Source organism: Pseudonocardia nematodicida (genome assembly GCF_040105385.1).
Taxonomy (GTDB): domain Bacteria; phylum Actinomycetota; class Actinomycetes; order Mycobacteriales; family Pseudonocardiaceae; genus Pseudonocardia; species Pseudonocardia nematodicida.
Map to the genome: position 1 here is coordinate 140686 of NZ_JBEDNQ010000008.1, position 16511 is coordinate 157196.

General features: G+C 73.7%; 14 protein-coding genes. 3 read left to right on the top strand and 11 right to left on the bottom strand.

The features are described from left to right. Positions 1–244 precede the first annotated feature (244 nt). Positions 245–1327, bottom strand: coding sequence for a maleylacetate reductase (locus WIS52_RS19645; RefSeq protein ID WP_349299956.1), 1083 nt, complete (start codon positions 1325–1327; stop codon positions 245–247). Positions 1328–1329: 2 nt separating this feature from the next. Further along, positions 1330–2202, bottom strand: a complete 873-nt coding sequence (locus WIS52_RS19650; protein WP_349299764.1) for a dioxygenase family protein — start codon at positions 2200–2202, stop codon at positions 1330–1332. Between the two features lie 612 nt (positions 2203–2814). Between WIS52_RS19650 and WIS52_RS19655 the strand changes: the two genes are divergently transcribed. Further along, positions 2815–3789 carry an AraC family transcriptional regulator gene (locus WIS52_RS19655; protein ID WP_349299765.1) on the top strand — a complete coding sequence of 325 codons (975 nt, stop codon included), beginning with the start codon at positions 2815–2817 and terminating at the stop codon, positions 3787–3789. 211 nt (positions 3790–4000) lie between these two features. Here the strand turns inward: WIS52_RS19655 and WIS52_RS19660 are convergent, their stop codons facing one another. The 3 genes from WIS52_RS19660 to WIS52_RS19670 all read right to left on the bottom strand — a co-directional run bounded on the left by WIS52_RS19660 (position 4001) and on the right by WIS52_RS19670 (position 8039). Next, entirely contained in the window at positions 4001–5635 is a 1635-nt protein-coding gene (locus WIS52_RS19660; RefSeq protein ID WP_349299766.1) for a thiamine pyrophosphate-binding protein, read from the bottom strand. A 45-nt stretch (positions 5636–5680) separates the two neighbouring features. After that, the gene (locus WIS52_RS19665; RefSeq protein WP_349299767.1) at positions 5681–7156 is read right to left on the bottom strand and encodes an aldehyde dehydrogenase family protein; all 1476 of its coding nucleotides are present in this window, start codon (positions 7154–7156) and stop codon (positions 5681–5683) included. Positions 7157–7259: 103 nt separating this feature from the next. Then, positions 7260–8039: an IclR family transcriptional regulator gene (locus tag WIS52_RS19670; RefSeq protein WP_349299768.1), complete on the bottom strand. Its 780-nt coding sequence runs from the start codon at positions 8037–8039 to the stop codon at positions 7260–7262. Between the two features lie 148 nt (positions 8040–8187). Here WIS52_RS19670 and WIS52_RS19675 point away from each other — a divergent pair, with 148 nt between their 5' ends. Beyond that, complete coding sequence (locus WIS52_RS19675; RefSeq protein ID WP_349299769.1) at positions 8188–9387, top strand: FAD-dependent monooxygenase; 1200 nt, start codon at positions 8188–8190, stop codon at positions 9385–9387. A 58-nt stretch (positions 9388–9445) separates the two neighbouring features. On the opposite strand, the gene WIS52_RS19680 is transcribed toward WIS52_RS19675, so the two are convergent. Genes WIS52_RS19680 through WIS52_RS19695 form a run of 4 tightly spaced genes read right to left on the bottom strand, consistent with a single transcriptional unit; the run spans position 9446 to position 12623 of the window. Beyond that, positions 9446–10243 carry a carboxymuconolactone decarboxylase family protein gene (locus WIS52_RS19680; protein WP_349299770.1) on the bottom strand — a complete coding sequence of 266 codons (798 nt, stop codon included), beginning with the start codon at positions 10241–10243 and terminating at the stop codon, positions 9446–9448. Positions 10244–10295: 52 nt separating this feature from the next. Then, positions 10296–11099 carry a GntR family transcriptional regulator gene (locus tag WIS52_RS19685; protein WP_349299771.1) on the bottom strand — a complete coding sequence of 268 codons (804 nt, stop codon included), beginning with the start codon at positions 11097–11099 and terminating at the stop codon, positions 10296–10298. Then, a complete protein-coding gene (locus WIS52_RS19690) occupies positions 11083–11361 on the bottom strand; it encodes a hypothetical protein (protein ID WP_349299772.1) in 279 nt (92 codons plus the stop codon). The genes WIS52_RS19685 and WIS52_RS19690 overlap by 17 nt, the downstream gene beginning before the upstream one ends. Next, on the bottom strand, positions 11358–12623 hold the full coding sequence (locus tag WIS52_RS19695; protein ID WP_349299773.1) for an amidohydrolase family protein: 1266 nt from the start codon (positions 12621–12623) through the stop codon (positions 11358–11360). The genes WIS52_RS19690 and WIS52_RS19695 overlap by 4 nt, the downstream gene beginning before the upstream one ends. A gap of 207 nt (positions 12624–12830) precedes the next feature. Between WIS52_RS19695 and WIS52_RS19700 the strand changes: the two genes are divergently transcribed. Beyond that, on the top strand, positions 12831–13799 hold the full coding sequence (locus tag WIS52_RS19700; RefSeq protein ID WP_349299774.1) for a D-2-hydroxyacid dehydrogenase family protein: 969 nt from the start codon (positions 12831–12833) through the stop codon (positions 13797–13799). Here WIS52_RS19700 and WIS52_RS19705 read toward each other — a convergent pair. Beyond that, the gene (locus tag WIS52_RS19705; protein WP_349299775.1) at positions 13700–15205 is read right to left on the bottom strand and encodes an FAD-dependent oxidoreductase; all 1506 of its coding nucleotides are present in this window, start codon (positions 15203–15205) and stop codon (positions 13700–13702) included. The two genes, WIS52_RS19700 and WIS52_RS19705, sit on opposite strands and share 100 nt — an antisense overlap. A 20-nt stretch (positions 15206–15225) precedes the next feature. Beyond that, positions 15226–16509 carry a CaiB/BaiF CoA transferase family protein gene (locus WIS52_RS19710; RefSeq protein ID WP_349299776.1) on the bottom strand — a complete coding sequence of 428 codons (1284 nt, stop codon included), beginning with the start codon at positions 16507–16509 and terminating at the stop codon, positions 15226–15228. Positions 16510–16511: the final 2 nt, after the last annotated feature.

Here is a 16511-nt window from a genome sequence, read left to right on the forward strand (position 1 = left end):
TCGCCGTGATCGTCCTCGGCCTGACAGGTCCCGTACGGTGCACTCACGACGTTCGGCTGTGGCAACTCTCCGGAGCCGACGCCGAAGGACAACCACCATGACCCAACGGACAATGTCGATCCGTGATCAAGCGAAGAACCGGAGGCAATCGGGACAGGCGATCGCGACCGTCTCATGCTATTCAAGGAGAATTTTCGAATACTCGCAGTCGAGAGTAGTCTCCAGCCGTCTACTGCCTGCATTCTCAATGTTCGAACGGACGACCGATCGAGGGCCGCTCGCCGCGCTGAGCCCGAAGCAGAAGCTCTTGCACTTGCTCGGCGAGGACCGGGCGGGGATTAGCGTACGGCGACCGGGTCACGGCCTCCGCGACCGTCGCGATATCGGTCTCGGCCAACCCGATTGCGCCCAAAGAAATGGGGGCACCCAGATCGTAGACCAGCTGCCACAGGGCCGTCGCCGGATCGCCCGCCCCTAGCGCCCGGGACAACGCTGTGGTCATTGCCGGCGCGGCTGGCGCGTTGAAGGCGACCACGTGCGGCAGCACCGCTGCGTGAACTGCCGCATGCGGTAGATCGAAAGTCCCGCCGAGCACGTGGCAGAGTTTGTGGTGCAACGACATTGTTGTCATGCCTAGCACGGCACCGCACAGCCAGGAGCCATAGAGCAACTGAGTGCGGGCGTTGGCTTTGTCGTCGTTCGTAACGAGATCGGGAAGCGCGCGGAGGATCGCCCGCGAACCCTCCTCAGCCATTAGCGACACCACAGGGGATGAGTCAGGGGCGTAGAGCCCCTCAACCGCGTGTGCGACAGCATTAACCCCACTGGAAACGGCCAGCTCGGTCGGTAGCGTGCGAGTCAGGTCCGGGTCATAGATAACGCTTCGAGGAAGCACGGCCGGGTCGCGGCCGGTGGTCTTGACCCCTTTCTCGGTCAGCCCCCATATCGGGGTCATCTCTGAGCCGGCGTAGGTGGTCGGCACTGCGACAATTGGAAGCGCGTGCCGTAAGGCGATCGCCTTTCCGAGGCCAATGGTGGACCCGCCACCGACTGCGACGCATCCGTCCGCCCCGGTGTCCCGGGCCCGTTCGGCCGCGGCGTCGGCGGTCTCGCTGGGGACGTGCATCCGCGCTTCCGCGTGCACCCCGACAGTGCGGTTGCCGAGCGAAGCCGCCAGCGTCTCGGCGAGGCTGCGTTGGTCGGGTGTGGATAGCAGCAGAACGCGGCGCAACCCCAGATGGTCCAGCTCGGCGCCGATCTCGGCCGAGCTGCCGGGGCCGAACACGACTCGCATCGGCTGGGCCTCGTAGCGGAACTCCGACCACATCCTCACGCCGCCTCTCCTGCTGAAAGCGGGTTCAGCACGATGTCGTAGCGGGCGCGCCGGAACGGGACGTCGACGCCGTAACGCTGGGCGGCCCGAGGGTCGTCCAGCTCGTCGAAGTCGACAATCAGGCTCTTCTTGACAGCGAACACCGCGTCGGAGTCGATGTGCTCGCTGTCGGCGACGAACAGGTGTGTGATGAGTTCGCGATGGCCCTCGGTGGTCGCGATGACATGAATGTGCGCTGGGCGGTAGGGGTGGCGGCCGAGCGAGCCGAGCAGGCCGCCAACCGGTCCGTCGACCGGGATCGGGTAATGGCTGGGTACGACGGTGCGGAACCAGACGTGTCCGTCGTCGTCGGCCTCGAACAGCCCGCGGCCGTTGCCGGGCGGCTGCACGTCGGGTTGCTGGACGTCGTAGAAGCCGTCGGCGCTGCACTGCCAGATATCGACCACGGCGCCCGGCAGCGGCGCCCCGTCGGGGTCCAGGACGCGCAGCTCGACCACGCAGTCGCGCCCGCCCTCGAGGAGGTCGATGCTGTCCCCCGAGGCCCGGCGCGGGCTCTCGGTCATGTGGAACGGCCCGAGCACGGTGCTCTCGGTCCCGACCTCCTGGCCGTTGATGGTCTCGACGAGCATGGAGATCCCGAGCACGTCGGAGAGCAGGACGAACTCCTGGCGGGTGTCGTCGCACTTCTGCCCGACGGCCGTCAGGAAGTCGACAGCGACCGCCCATTCGGCCACGGTCGGGCGGACCTCGCGGACGTAGGCGTGCAGGTGGTCGACGAGACCGACGAACAGCTCGGTCAGCCGGGGTTCGGTGCCGGGGGCGATGCTGTCGCGGACCGCGGCCGTCGCGGTCTGTTCGGTGAAATCCATCCTCAGGGCTCCCTTGGTGGTGGTGTCGGACGAGGGGGGATGGCCCCGGCGAATCCGTCGAGACGCGCCGAGGCCTCCGGCGGCGCCGGGGCTCGAACAGCGCGGTGTCGGGCCGGACGATGTCGACACGGGGCGGTACTCCTGAGGAGCCCGATGCAGCCGCCCCGCGACGTCGACGGCCGGGCCGTGATCTCGGGGCGCCCGACCTGCTCGAGGACACAGGTGCACGAGATGGGCGCCGATTGCGCGCGGCGCCGCCCGCACGATCTACGGCTGGTGAACATCAGGACGGAGAACCCGCCGCCGACGTCGTCACACAGTCTCCGGGTCCCCTCGCCGACGAATCTCGCACTGCGGGAAGGACATTCCGCGGTCGTGTTCGAGGGAGCGCGGACCACGACGTCGTGACGAGCTGTAGACATTGTCCCTCCTCGAACGGCGCGGTTCGGTGTCAAGGCTAGAAGGGACGCCGTGACCGCGATATCCGGTTCACGCGCTCGACTAACCGCTTCACGCACCTAGACTGGGGCGGTCCCACGGCGTGGACCTGTCCGGGAGGTCGCGATCGACAGCACCGTCAGTCCCGAGCGCGCCCGCGGGATCCATCCCGGAGTGCTCGCCCGTCACGTTCTCACCCGTGACGCCGACGTCGAGGACTTCCGGGACCATCTCAACTCGTTGTTCTACCCAGCGCGGGTCCGCCCGCTGAACGGGAGCGTGGCGGGAAGCGGCGAGCTGCGTGGGGCCCGCACCGAGCACGTCGCCGTGGGGCTGATGCGTTTCGGACAGGACATGTCGGTCGACCCCGAGTGGTCCTCGGCGTACTACCACGTCAACATCGTTCTGTCTGGGACGGTGGTGGCGGAGGCCGGCGAACACCGCTGCGTCGGTACCCCCGACGTCGCCACGGTGTTCACCCCTCGGTACGCGCACCGGCTGCTTCATTGCGGCGGGGGTGCCGAGCAGATCGGCGTGAAGATCGATCGCGATCTGTTGGACGACGAACTGGAGTCGCTCCTGGGGCGGCCGCCCCGGCGGCCGCTGGAGTTCGACGTCGCCTTCCCGCTCACCGCGCCGGTTGGACGTAGCTGGCACAGGGCCCTGCGGTTGCTCATCGAGGAACTCGACGATGACGGCCTGATCGCGACCTCCGCGATGCGTACCCGCTACGAACGGCTGCTCGCGAGCGGTCTGCTGCTCGGGCACCGGCATAACCACAGCGCGGTTCTCGCCGGCGCTGACGGGATCGACGGGCCGGCGTGGTCGGTGCCGGTCCGGGCGGTGGTGGACCTGATCCAGGCTCGGCCCGAGGACCAGTACACCCTCGGCCGGCTCGCGCAGGTCGCGGGCGTGAGCGCGCGGCGATTGCAGGAGGGCTTCCGCGAGCAGATTGGGCGGTCGCCGATGGCCTACCTCACCGAGGTCCGGTTGGACCGCGTGCGCCGCGATCTGCGGGCCGGGACCGCGCCAGTGACAGAGACGGCCCGGCACTGGGGCTTCACCCATCTCGGCCGGTTCTCCGGCGCCTATCGCGCCCGGTTCGGGGAGAATCCATCGCAGACCCTCGCCCGCGCGCGACCGCGGTGACGGTCCTCGAACGACGCCACATGGCCGATCGCCACTGCACTACCGGTCGGTATCCATGCCGTCCTCGACGGCGCCGTCTCCGGCCGCGACGCGTGACGCCGCAGCACCGCTGATGACCGCCGTCGAGCTGCTGGCCGAGGAGAGACCTGCTGCGCGATTGCACTCCAGGCCCACTCGACGTTGACGGGGTCGCCGAGATGATCGTGGAACTTCAGCCGTAGTGGGGATCGGCGGCTACCTCGATGTCGACGAGGAGGGGATCCTCCCGAGTGGCTAGGGTGGGGAGAACCTCGCCCAGGAGGCTCGTGAGCTCGTCGTGGGTGCGGACTCGCACGGCCGAGCATCCGAGACCCTCGGCCACCGCACGCAACGCGACTTCGCCGAAGGACGGCCATGGGGCCTTGCCGCGACCGGACCGCTCCGCGAGCCGATCCATGATCGCGTAGCTGCCGTTGGCCATGACCAGGAACACCGCGCCGACTCGATAGTGGGCGGCGCTCCAGAGGGCCTGGATCCCGTAGAGCGCGGACCCGTCGCCGAGCACGGCCACGACCGGTCGCCGCGGTGCTCCTAGCTTCAGCCCGACTGTGGCGGGCAGCCCGAACCCGAGACCGCCGGCGGCGGCGCTGACGAATCCGAGCGGCTCGCGCGCCTGTACCCGCCGCTGCAACTCGGGTCGGCTCGAAGGCGACTCCTCTAGCAGGATCGCGTCGCTCGGCAGCAACGTGGTGAGCAGGTCGAACACGTGCGCCGGCCGCAGCGGCTCGCCCGCGGCGGGCGGCGCGACCGGGGCCGGCCGTTCCGTAGCCGGGCGCCGCGGCGCCGGCCTGGGCCGGACCCGGTCGGCGAGGTCGCCGCACACGGCGGCCGGGTCGGCGATCACGGCGAGGTCGGCGACGCCGTTGTGCGCTTCGTCGGGGTAGGGCGTGACGTGCAGGACGCGCAGATCGGACGGCACCAGCTCTCCCGGTTCCCACGGGTACTGGCGCAGGACCGGGGCTCCCACCACAAGCAGCAGGTCGTGCCCGTCCAGCGCCTCCCGGACGCCGGCCCGGCCGGGCGGCAGGTGTCCGGCGAAGGCCGGGTGGTCCTGCGGGAACCCGGCGCGCGCGCCGAAGGGCTCCTGCCAGACCGGGGCGCCGATCCGCTCGGCGAGGGCGACCAGCGCCGCCCAGGTGGCCGAGTCGTCGGCGCCCGCGCCGGCGACGACCACCGGGGACCGGGCGCCGTCGAGGAGGGCGACCAGCTCGGGCAGCCGGTCCAGGTCGGCCGGCACCGCGCGGAGCACCTCCAGCGGGGCGGGCTCGCGCTCGGGCGCGGCCGGCGCGTCCCAGTCGTCCATCGGCACCACGACCAGCGCCGGACCGTGCCCGGTCACTGCCTCGTGGTGGGCCCGGGCGACGGCACCGGGGACATCCTGGGCGCGGACCGGCGCGTTGGTCCACACCGGGTACTCCCCGACCAGCCCGTTCAGCCGGCCGGCGAGGAATGGGTCGTGCGCGAGGTGGCGCCGGTCCTGCTGCCCGACCACGACGACCAGCGGCACCCGGTTCGTGCGGGCGGTGGCCAGCGCCCCGGCGGCGTTGGCGAGCCCGGCGGTGGTGTGCAGGTTGACCACGGCCGGGCGGCCCTGTGCGGTCGCCCAGCCGGTGGCGATCCCGACGACCGACCCCTCGTGCAGCGCGAGGTGGAAGTCGATGTCGTCGGGCAGGCCGGTGAGGAAGGAGATCTCGGTGGAACCGGGGTTGGCGAAGATCGTGGTCGTACCGTTCCGGCGCAGCACGTCGAGTACGGCGTCGCGCACGGTCCGGCCGGGAGCTCCGGCCGCGGGGTGGTGCTCGGGCATGCGGGTGTCCTGATCCTTCGGCGGCCGTGCGGCCGGCGGGCGACCTCAGATGGGGTAGTGGCGCGGTCCGGACTGGACGGTGATCCAGCGCAGCTCGGTGAACTCCTCGATCGCCGCCCGGGAGCCGAACCGGCCCCACCCGCTGGCACCGACCCCGCCGAAGGGCATCTGCGGCTCGTCGTGCACGGTCGGGCCGTTGACGTGGCAGATGCCGGAGCGGACCCGGCGGGCGACGTCGAGGCCCCTGGTGCCGTCGCCGCTGAACACCGCCGCGGACAGCCCGTACTCGGACTCGTTCGCGACCCGGACGGCCTCGTCGTCGCCGTCCACCTCGATGATCGACACCAGCGGGCCGAACGACTCCTCGTGCCGCACCCGCATCTGCGGCGTCACCCCGCGCAGCACGGTCGGGCGGACGTAGAGGCCGTCGGCGTCGCCGCCGGTCAGCACCTGGGCGCCGTGGTTGCGGGCGTCGCCGATCAGCGCGAGCACGTGGTCGCAGGCCTGCTCGTCGACCAGCGGCCCGATCTGCGAGGCGGGGTCGTCCGGCGGGCCGACCACCAGCTTCGCGGCCCGGTCGGCCAGCCGGTCGCTCAGCGCGTCGGCGAGCGTGCGGTCGACCACGACCCGCTCGGTGGACATGCAGATCTCGCCCTGGTTCATGAACGCCCCGAAGCTCGCCGCCGCGGCGGCGGCCTCGACGTCGGCGTCGTCCAGCACCAGCAGCGGTGCCTTGCCGCCCAGCTCCAGCACGACCCGGGTGAGGTGGCGGCCGCCCAGCTCGCCGATCACCCGGCCGACCTTGGTCGAGCCGGTGAAGTTCACCCGGGCCACGGCCGGGTGCGCGACGAGTGCCTCGACGACCGCGGGCGCGTCCTCCGGCGCGTTGCTGACGAGGTTGACCGTGCCGGCCGGGACGCCGGCCTCGTGCAGCACCTCGGCGATCACCGCGTGCGTGCCCGGGGTCCGCTCGGAGGACTTCAGCACGACCGTGTTGCCCAGGGCCAGCGGCATCGCGACCGCCCGCACGCCCAGGATTAGCGGGGCGTTCCAGGGGGCGATCCCGACGACGACGCCGACCGGGGCGCGGACGCCCAGCGCGGTGAGGCCCGGGACGTCGGAGGGCACGACCTCGCCGACCGCGGAGTAGGCCTGCGCGGCGGCCTCGGTGAGCATCCCCTGCGCCACGTGCACGTTGAACCGGGCCCACGGCTGCGTCGCGCCCATCTCCCGGCCCATCAGCGCGGTGATCTCGTCGGCGCGCTCGCCCAGCCGCTCGGCGGCCCGGTTGAGCGCGGCCCGGCGCCGGGCCGGGGGCAGCCCGGCCCACTCCTGGCGGGCGGCGTCGGCGGCCTCGACGGCCCGGACGGCGTCGGCGACCGAGGCGGCCGCCACCCGGGCGATCGGCGCGCCGGTCAGGGCCTCGACCGTGTCGACGTGGCGCCCGTCCTCGGCGGGGACGCGGCTCCCTCCGATGTAGAGCTCGTAGGAGCGGACGGGGTCGGGATCGGTGAGCGGCATCGGTCACTCCTCGAGTGGTCGGTCGTCCCTGCGGTGGGACGGCGACGGGAGTATCACCGCGTCGGCGCCGCGTGCGGGGACGATGTCCGTTGAACGGACGGGCTCAGCCGGTGCGGACCGGCACCCCCGGATGCCAGCCCAGCGCCCGGGAGATGCCGAGCCCGCTGGCGACCACCGAGGGCAGCACGGCGGCCGGGCGCACCGACTCCGCCCGCACCACCACGGCCAGCGCCGCGACGACCGTGCCGTGCGCGTCGACGATCCGGGTCGCCACCGAGTCCGCCCCGACACTCAGCTCACCCCGCACGGTGGCGGTGCCGGTCCGGCGGCACTCGGCGGTCTCGGCGCGCACCGCGTCAGGGTCGGTCGGCGTCCGGGCGGTGTAGCGCCGCAGACCACCGGCGAGCACCCGCTCCAGCAGCTCGGTGCCGCCGTGCCCGAGCAGGACCTTGCCGACCCCGGAGCAGTGCAGCGGCAGCCGGCCGCCGACCTGGGACACCAGCTCCACCGCCTCCGGCGCCGACAGCCGTTCGATGATCACCGCCTGGTGACCCTCGAGGACCGCGAGCTGCACGTGCTGGTGCAGCGCGGTATAGAGGTCCTCCATGAACGGCTGGGCCAGCCCGCGCAGCGGCTCGGTCATCGGAGCGAGCGTGCCGAGCTGCCACAGCCGCAGCCCGACGGTGAACCGGCCGTCGTCGCGCCGCTCCAGCGCCCCGACCGCGGTGAGCTCCAGGACCAGCCGGCGTACGGTGGCGTGCGGCATCCCGGTGGCGCGCGTGAGGTCGGCCAGGGTCAGCGCGCTGCGCTCCGGGCGGAACGCGAACAGGACGTCGAGCAGGCGGGAGCTGACGCTCCGGCCGGGTTCCCCGGTACGCGGCATCGCGTTCCGACACCTCCGTCGGCTCCGTCGGCGGGCGCCCACGGCGCCGTCGTTGTCCGAAGAATGGTCAGCTTCGCCGTCCGGTTCAAGTCAGCGGGCACGATCGCTCGTCGTCCCCGACGGATCCGACGCAGATGGAGCACCGAAGATGACCCGGTCGACGACGACCCTCCGCATCGCGATCCTCGGCGGCGGGATCGGCGGCCTGGCCGCCGCCGCCTTCCTGCGCCGCGCCGGCCTCGCCTGCACCGTGTACGAGCAGGCACCGCGGCTGGAGGCCGTCGGGGCCGGGCTGGTCGTCGCCCCGAACGCCGCGCGCCTGCTGCGCCGGCTCGGGGTGCTCGACGGGTTCGCGCGGCGGGCGGTCCGGCTCGACGTCGGCTGGGAGTTCCGGCGCTGGGAGGACGGGCGGGTGCTCTCGTCGGAGGACCTCGCCGGTGCCTGCGAGCGGCTCTACGGCGAGCACACCTACACCGCGCACCGCGCGGACCTGCTCGACGCGATCGGCGCCGCCGTCGAGCCGGGCACGGTGCAGCTCGGTCGGCGATGCACCCGGGTGGACCTCGACCCCGCGCGGCCGGTGCTGCACTTCGACGACGGACGGGCGGTCGAGGCCGACGTCGTCGTCGGGGCGGACGGCGTGCACTCCGTCGTGCGCGCGGCCGCCGCCGATGCGGTCCCCGCGCGCTCGTCCGGGCTGTGCGCGTTCCGGGCGCTGGTCCCGGCCGAGCGGGCCCCGGACTTCGCCCGCCGCCGGTCGCAGACCCTGTGGATCGGCCCGGACCACCACCTCGTGCACTACCCGGTCTCGGCCGGCGAGCTGGTCAACCTGGTCGCGTTCGCGCCGGCGGGGGACCGCTCGGTCGAGTCGTGGACGGCGACCGCCACCGTCGAGGAGTTCCTCGCCGAGTTCGCTGGCTGGGACGCCCGGCTGGTCGACCTCATCCGGGCGGCGGGCACCCCCGGCCGCTGGGCGCTCCTGGAACGGCCGGCCCTGCCGCGCTGGAGCGAGGGCCCGGTCACCCTGCTCGGCGACGCCGCCCACCCGATGTTCCCGTTCTTCGCCCAGGGCGCGGCCCAGGCGGTCGAGGACGCCGCGGTGCTCGCGCGCTGCCTGGCCGCCCGGGCGGACGACCCGGCGCGGGCGCTGCGCGACTACGAGACCGAGCGGATCCCCCGCACCACGCGGCTGCAAGAGGCCAGCCGGGGTCGGGCGCAGGTCAACCACCTCCCGGACGGGCCCGAGCAGCGGGCGCGGGACAGCTCGTTCGCGGCGACCGACGCCCTCGTGGCCAGCGGGTGGATCTACGACCACGACCCCGAGGCGCACGTGGCGCCGGCGTCCTGACCGGCGCGCGGCCGGACGGCGTCGCACCGCCCGGCCGCTGCGGTCGGCCGTGCCCCGTTCAGGTGCGCGCGGCCTCGCTCAGCTCCTGCAGCAGCGGCATCGCCATCGTCGCGGTGTGGATGCCCAGTACCGCGACGAGCTCCAGGACCTCGACGATCTCGGCGGAGTTGGCCCCGGCGTCCAGGGCCGCCCGGATGTGGGCCGCGGTCGCGGCCTCGTTGAGGTGGCAGGTCGAGGCGTTGACGGCGATCCCGACGAACTCGACGACCTTGGGCTCGAGCGGGCTGGCCGCCAGTACCCGGTCGCGCCAGGCGCGGGCGGCGTCGGCGCCGGCGGGGTCGAACGCGGCGAGCCGGTCCGGCCAGCCGTCCGGCGACCCGGTGCCCGGTCCGGCCCGGTCCGGCCGCGCGGCGTCCGGGTCGGGGGCGGCCCCGTGTGCGGTGTCGGCGTCCGGGGTGGCCGGTGCGAGCGCGGTACGGAGGGCGTCGACCCCCATGTGCAGGCTCTGCAGCCCGAGCAGGCTGGTGATCTGCAGGACCGAGCAGATCTCCTCGACGGTCGCGCCGTGGGCCAGCGCCGAGCGCATGTGGTTGCGCGTCCCGACGGCGTGCAGGTGCTGCACCGCGGCGTCGGCGGCGATGTAGACGAACTCCTTGACCTTCGGCTCGAGCACGCCGCGGCGCCACGGGGCCGCGGAGAAGTCGAGGTAGGCCGCCATGAACTCGGGGTCGGAGTCCAGGATCGTGTCGAAGACCGGCGCCCAGAACCCGCGTTCGCGCAGGAACGCCTCCCGGACCTCGGTCCGGCGGTCGGGTCGGTCGGTCGGGGCGGCTGCGGTGTCACTCCGGGAGGTCACACGTCGAGGCTAGCGAGGGAACGACACTCACACCAGGCAATCTGGCGACAGTTTAGCCGATATCCCGGTTATCCATCGCGATAACCGGGATATCTGTCGACACTTGTACCTCGGTGGCTGCAGGTGCCCAGGGTTCCGACAGGGCTTGCACGTCGATGGCGGCCTCCGCGGCCTCGGTCGAGCGGACCAGCAGCAGGGCCGTCAGCGGGCCGTCGCGCTGGGTCAGCGCCTCGAAGATCCGCTCCTGCAGGGCCAGGGAGGCCGCCGGCCGTCCCTCGACCCCGAGCGAGGCGTAGCGCAGGACCAGCGTGCGCAGCGCGAGCGAGTCGAGGATCCCGCGCAGGGTGTCGTTGCCGGCGATCCGGAGGAACTGGCTCTGCCAGTCCACGTGGCCCCAGAAGTAGCCGGCGACATCACCCGCCGTGACGGACCGCCGCATCCCGGCGAGCCGTCGCCGCAGCACCGCGATGTCGTGGTCGGTGACCCGCTGCGCCATCAGCTCGCCGACCAGGGCCAGCAGGTGGCGCCGGACGAAGTAGATCTCGCGGATCCGTTCCGCGGTGAACGAGGTCACCCGGGGGCGGCGGCGGGCCCGGATCTCGACCAGCCCCTCGGACTCCAGGAGCATCAACGCCTCCCGGACCGGGGTCCGGCTCACCGCGAACCGGCGTGCGAGGTCGACGGAGTTCACCTCCTGCCCGGGGCGCAGGTCACCCTCGACGATGCCGGTGGCGATCCAGATCGCGACCTGCACGACCGCCGACTCCCGCCGGCCCTCGGTGCGCAGCAGCCGGGCGAGCTCGGTCGCGCCGTCGCTCGCGGGCGAGGCGGGGAGCGACTCAGGCGTCGGTGGCACGGGAGGCGACGGGGCCGGAGGCGACGGGGCCGGGCTCGGCGCGGAGGAGCAGCCGGGCGCGGTCGGCCGCCCGGCGCAGCGCCGAGGTCTCGGTGCTGTCGACGGCGTCGGGGAACAGGGTGCGCCCCTCGGGCGTGCGGATGACGACCACCCAGTCGGGCTCCTCGTCGGTGTCCGGGGCCGGTTGGTGGCGGACGTCGAACCGGTAGCCGGCCCGCTGCAGCTCCGGGAACGGGGGCTGCGCGAGCGCGGCGGCCTTCACGCCGGCACCCGGGTCGGCGCCGCGCCGCGCCGGGCGTGGTCGAGCTTGTGCACCCGGCCGTCCTTCAGGATCACGGCGAGGTTCCCGGGGTGCTCCAGCAGCGTGACGTCGGCGGTGGGGTCGCCCTCGACCAGCAGCAGGTCGGCGAGGTGGCCCTCGCGGACCAGACCCAGCTCGTGGCCCATGCCCATGACCTGGCCGCCGTACTCGGTGGCGCACCGCAGGGCCTCGGCCGGGCTCATCCCGAACCACTCGACGAACAGCCGCAGGTCGCGGGCGTTGCGCCCGATCGGGTTGAACGGGAACCCGTAGTCGCCCCCGATGAGCAGCCGGACCCCGCGGCGGTGCAGCTCGCGGGCCACCCGGCAGACGCTCTGGTAGGTCTCCCTGGTCTCCATCTCCTCGGTCGCCGGGTGGTCCTCGTCGTTCAGGTGGGCCCAGACGATGCCGGGGGTCGGGGCGACGAACACCCGGTCCCGGGCCGCTACGAGGGCGTCGACGGCGGCGGCGTCGGCGAAGCTCGCGTGGTAGATCGTGCGCACCCCGTACCGCACCGCGAGCGTGATCGCCTCGGCGGAGTGGGCGTGCGCGATGAGCCACACGTCGCGTTCGCGGGCGGTCTCGGCCGCGGCGGCGACCTCCTGCTCGGTGAACTGCAGGATGCGCGACGTGCCGGGCACGACGGCGCTCTCCCCGGTGAGGGTGAGCTTCACACTGTCCACGCCGAGGTCGGCCATCGCGTGCACGAAGTCGACGATCGACCGCGGGTCCGAGGCGCGCTCGGCGGTGCCGGGGAACTGCGGCGCGTCCGGCGACACGATCCCGGCGCTGCCCTCCCAGGAGGTGGTGCGCAGCCGCGGGCCGGGCAGCCAGCCCTGGTCGAACGCGGCCCGGGCGGCCAGGTCGGTCGCCGGCAGCCGGTTGCCGCCCGAGTGGCAGCTCGTGAAACCGTGGTCGAGCAGTACCCGGCCGCAGTGCGCGACGAGCAGGGCCTTCTCGGCGTCGCTCTCCCGGCGGGTGGCGGTGTGCTCGACCGAGGACCCGAACCCGAGGTGGGTGTGACCGTCGACGAGGCCGGGCATCAGCACCGCCCCGCGCCCGTCGACGACCTCCACGTCCTCGGCGGCGGGGGCGAGCACATCGGCGAGCGCGCCGCGGGCGGTGACCCGCTCGATCCGGTTGCCCCGGACCAGCACGTCCGCCGGGAACGGTGCGGTGCCGGTCCCGTCGAACACGTCGGCGTTGACGAAGAGGTACGACACACGGGCTCCTCTCGTGGGTGGGGCCGACCGTGCGGCCGCCGGGGATCACTGTGGCCGGCTACGCCGGTTATGTGTCGACAGTACTCGACGACAGGCCCGGGGTGTATCCCGTAGAGCCAGGTTCGTTGGATACAGTGTCGGCACTTCAGGTGCATCTGCTCGTGCAGCTCTGCACGTTCGGCTCTGTTCGTTCAGCAAGGAGGCCCCGTGGCACCCGTCCGCATCGCCGTGCTCGATGACTACCAGGACATCGCGCTCCGCTCGGCGGACTGGGAGGTGCTCCGGGAGCGTGCCGACGTCGCCGAGATCCGGGTGCTGCGTGAGCACCTCGACCCGGACCGGCTGGTCGCGGAGATCGGCGACTGCGAGGTCGTCGTCGCCATGCGCGAGCGCACGGCGTTCCCCCGCGGCGTGCTCGCCCGGCTCGGGTCGCTGCGCCTGCTGGTGACCACCGGGATGATCAACGCCTCGATCGACCTCGAGGCGGCCGCGGCGCAGGGGGTGACCGTGTGTGGCACGAGCGGGCGCGGGCCGGACACCGCCGAGCTGGCCTGGGCCCTGGTCATGGACCTGGTGCGGGGGGTCACCGCCGCCGACCGCGGCGTGCGGGACGGGCGGTGGCAGACCGGGGTGCCCGGCCGCCGGCTCGAGGGGCTCGTCGTCGGCCTCGTCGGCCTGGGTGGCATCGGCACCCAGGTCGCCCGCTACGCGCACGCCTTCGGGTGTGCCGTGCGGGCGTGGAGCCCCAACCTGACCGAGGAGCGGGCGGCGGCGGTCGGGGTCCGCGCCGTCGGGAAGGACGAGCTGTTCGCCGGCTCGGACGTCGTCTCGATCCACCTCAAGCTCTCCGAGCGCTCCCGCGGGCTCGTCGCCCGCCCGGAGCTGGAGCTGGTCGGTCCCGGGGGTTACCTGGTGAACACCTCCCGAGGCCCGATCGTGGTCGAGGACGACCTCGTCGCGGCCCTGCGCGACGGCGTGATCGCCGGGGCGGCCCTGGACACCTTCGACGTCGAGCCGCTGCCCGCCGACCACCCCCTGCGCGCGGAGCCGCGGGCGGTGCTCACCCCGCACCTGGGCTACGTCACCGCCGAGGTGATGTCGGTCTTCCACGGCGACGCAGTCGCCGACGTCGTGTCCTGGTTGGACGGAGCGCCGGTGCGGGTGCTGGGGACCTGAGACGCGACCGCGTCGGCCACCGCGACCGGGCCGAACACGAGACCGTCGGTGAGCGCGCACCCGTGCTGGATCAGGTGCCCCCAGATCGAGCCGTTGTCGCCGATCGCGTACAGCCCCGGCACGGCGGCGCCGTCGTGGTCGAGCACCCGGGCCCGCTCGTCGCGGCGCGGACCGCCGGCGGTGGTGGCCAGGCCGGGCTCGACCGGCACGGCGTGGTACGGGCCGGCGCCGAGCGGGCGCATCGAGGCGGCGGGCCGGGCGAACTCCGGGTCGGCACCGCGCGCGGCGTACCCGTCGTAGGCCCGCACCGTCGCGGCGAGCGTTCCGGCCGGCAGGTCCAGCTGTGCGGCCAGGTCGGCGAGGTCGTCGGCGCGCCGGATCCACCCCGCCGCGAGCTCCGCGCCGTTGTCGGTGGACCACGGGTGCGGGTTCGGGGAGCGGGTCGGCGACAGCGGCCCGCTGCGGAGCAGGTCCCCGCCGAAGACCAGGTACAGCGGCAGGCGCGGGACGTTGGGCCGGTCGGGCCGGAAGTCGCCGTGGAGGCGGAGCCGGTCGTGGGTCTCCCGGCCGGTCTCGGCCAGCAGGCGGTGCCCGCCGCCGTCGACGATCAGGTGTGCCGGGTGGGTCGGCATGATCGGGTAGGCCACCGGCTGCCCGGGCGCGCGGTGGCTCCAGAAGCCGAAGGAGTTGCTCATGTGCCACAGCGCAGCGCCGGCCTCCTGGGCCAGGCGCAGCCCGTCACCGGTGTCCTCGGGGTGGCTGACCCCGACCGCCGCCCCCACCGGCAGGTAGGTCTCGCAGAGCGCGGGGTCGCCCTGGAAACCCCCGGTGGCGAGCACGACACCGGCCCGCGCCGCGACGACGCGCTCGATCCCCCCGACCCGGGCGCGGACCCCGACGACCCGCCCGCCGTCGCGGACCAGCGCCGTGACCCGAGCGTCGGGCACCGGGTGCACTCCGCGGGCGTCGAGCGCCGACGCGAGCACCCGCCACAGCGCGGGACCGGGGCCCTCGGGGCCCTCCACGGTGTAGAACCGCACCCCGTCGGAGCCCGGCAGGTTCGGCCAGCAGTTCGCGACGCCGCCCGGCCCCGGCCCGGTGGTCCGGGTGCGGGCCCCGAGCGCCTCCAGCCTGCCGCGCAGCGGCGCGAGGTGCTCGAGGTAGGCGGTGAGCACCCGCTCCGGGGTGCGCCCGAAACAGAGCGCGACCAGGTGGGCCAGCGCGTCCGGGCCGGTCAGCTCGAGCAGGTTGCCGGCCGAGTAGCGGCTGTTCCCGCCCGCCGAACCGGCCTTCTCCAGCAGGCACACATCGAGGCCCGCGTCGTGGGCGGCGATCGCCGCCGCGGCGCCGGCCGAGCCGGCGCCCACGACGACGAGGTCCACCTCGTGCTCGGGTGGCTGGGGCATGGGACTCCTCGTCGTGGTCGTCAGTCCGCGCCGGCGCCGCTCGGGGCGGGAGTTCCGGAGGCGGCGGGTGCCGCGGGGGCGGCCGGGTCCGGTGCCGGGGCCGCGCCGTCGACCGCCCCCGCGGCCTGCAGCGTGTCGACGGCCTCGGCCGAGTAGCCGATCTCCTCCAGGACCGCCCGGGTGTCGGCGCCCAGCGCCGGGGGATAGGTGCCGGCCGGCGGTGCGGCGTCCATCCACCGCAGCGGCGTGCCGACCGTCTCCACCCGGTGCCCGGCGCCGTCGTCGAGCAGCACGGTCATGTCGCGACCGGCCGTGCGGGCGTCGTCGAGGGCCTCGGGGACCGTCTTGATCGGCGCGGCCGGTACCGAGTGCTCGACGAGCCGGTCCACCCACTCCGCGGCCGGGCGCCGGAGGAACGCCTCCTCCAGCAGCGGGGCGAGCTCGTCCTCGTGCGCGAGCCGGGCCCTCGCGCTGGCGAACCGGGCGTCGCGCGTCAGGTCGTCGACGCCGAGCACCGCGCACAGCGCGGCCCACATCCGCTGGGTGTTGGCCGCCACGACGAGCTCCCGGCCGTCCCCGGCACGGAAGCTGCGGTAGGTCGGGATCGAGTCGTGCCGGCTGCCCTGCGGCGGCGGCGTGATCCCGGCGACGGTCGCGTACACGGCCTGGTAGGACAGCATCGACAGCTGCCCGTCCAGCATCGCGACGTCCGCCCAGCGCCCCTCGCCGGTCCGGGACCGCTCCACGAGGGCGGCGAGCGCGGCCATCACCGCGTACATCCCGCCGACGAGGTCACCGGCCGGGACCCCGAGCCGCATGGCGTCGGCGCCGGGGACGCCGGTCAGACTCATCACCCCCGACAGCGCCTGGACGACGATGTCGTAGGCCGGGCGGTCCCGCCACGGGCCGGTCTGCCCGAACCCGCTGATCGAGACCCAGACCAGCGCCGGGTGCCGGGCGCGCATCCGCTCCGGGTCGAGCCCGAGGCGCGCGGCCACCCCGGGCCGGAAGTTCTCGACGACCACGTCCACCGACCCGGCGAGGTCGCGGGCCACCTGCTGGCCCGCACCCGTCTTCAGGTCGACGACCACGCTGCGCTTGCTGCGGTTGTGGCTGAGGAAGTAGGCGCTGTCGGCCCCCACGAAGTGCGGCGGGATCTGCCGGCTGGAGTCCCCGTCGGGGGCCTCCAGCTTGATCACCTCGGCGCCGAGGTCGGCCAGGATCTGGGTGCAGAAGGGCCCGGACAGGAACGTCGTCAGGTCCAGGACCCGCACGCCGTCCAGGGGGCCGGGGCGGGTGTCCACGT

Coding starts and splice junctions, on each gene's coding strand:
- WIS52_RS19645 (WP_349299956.1), bottom strand. CDS start 1,327: ATGTGGTCGGAGTTCCGCTACGAGGCCCAGCCGATGCGAGTCGTGTTC.
- WIS52_RS19670 (WP_349299768.1), bottom strand. CDS start 8,039: ATGCCGCGTACCGGGGAACCCGGCCGGAGCGTCAGCTCCCGCCTGCTC.
- WIS52_RS19650 (WP_349299764.1), bottom strand. CDS start 2,202: ATGGATTTCACCGAACAGACCGCGACGGCCGCGGTCCGCGACAGCATC.
- WIS52_RS19665 (WP_349299767.1), bottom strand. CDS start 7,156: ATGCCGCTCACCGATCCCGACCCCGTCCGCTCCTACGAGCTCTACATC.
- WIS52_RS19675 (WP_349299769.1), top strand. CDS start 8,188: ATGACCCGGTCGACGACGACCCTCCGCATCGCGATCCTCGGCGGCGGG.
- WIS52_RS19660 (WP_349299766.1), bottom strand. CDS start 5,635: ATGCCCGAGCACCACCCCGCGGCCGGAGCTCCCGGCCGGACCGTGCGC.
- WIS52_RS19705 (WP_349299775.1), bottom strand. CDS start 15,205: ATGCCCCAGCCACCCGAGCACGAGGTGGACCTCGTCGTCGTGGGCGCC.